The organism is Halobellus sp. Atlit-38R (genome assembly GCF_003665925.1).
Taxonomy (GTDB): Archaea; Halobacteriota; Halobacteria; order Halobacteriales; family Haloferacaceae; genus Haloquadratum; species Haloquadratum inordinatus.
This window is the reverse complement of the sequence record NZ_QXIJ01000381.1, coordinates 1-442: the sequence shown is the minus strand read 5'-3', so window position 1 is coordinate 442 and position 442 is coordinate 1. Positions and strand designations below refer to the sequence as shown.

Sequence of the window (442 nt, the reverse complement as noted above, 5' to 3'; positions counted from 1 at the left end):
AACAGCTCAACGCCGGGATGGCGGAGCTCGCCGCCGTCAGGTCTGTCGACGAGGCCCACCGGGCGGCCATCGCGGTCGCCGAGCAGGTGTTCCCCGGGTACCAGAGCGTTGTCGCGGTCCGGGACGGGGAGTGGGTCGAACCCGTGGTCGCCTCCAGCGGGACGCCAGTCGAGGACTGTAACCGCGTCCGCGTCGGGAGCGGCGTGGCCGGCAGGGCCGTCCAGACCGGCGACGCATCCATCGCGCCGAACCCGAACCCGGAGAGCCGGTTCGACACGGTCCTCACCGTCCCTGTGGGCGACGACGTCGTCTTCCAGCTTGCGAGCGACGACACCGGAAGCGGCGCCGAGTTCGACGACGCCGACCGCCGGCTCGCGGAGCTGCTCGCCTCCCACCTCGAGGAGACTCTCGATCGGATCGCGGTGACGGAGACGCTTCGGAC

The 442-nt window shown here is 71.5% G+C and carries 1 protein-coding gene; it reads left to right on the top strand.

The genetic code is table 11. The annotated features are described in order from the left end of the window. The coding region (locus D3D02_RS19955; RefSeq protein ID WP_147435813.1) for a GAF domain-containing protein at nt 1–442 on the top strand (442 nt) is incomplete at both ends.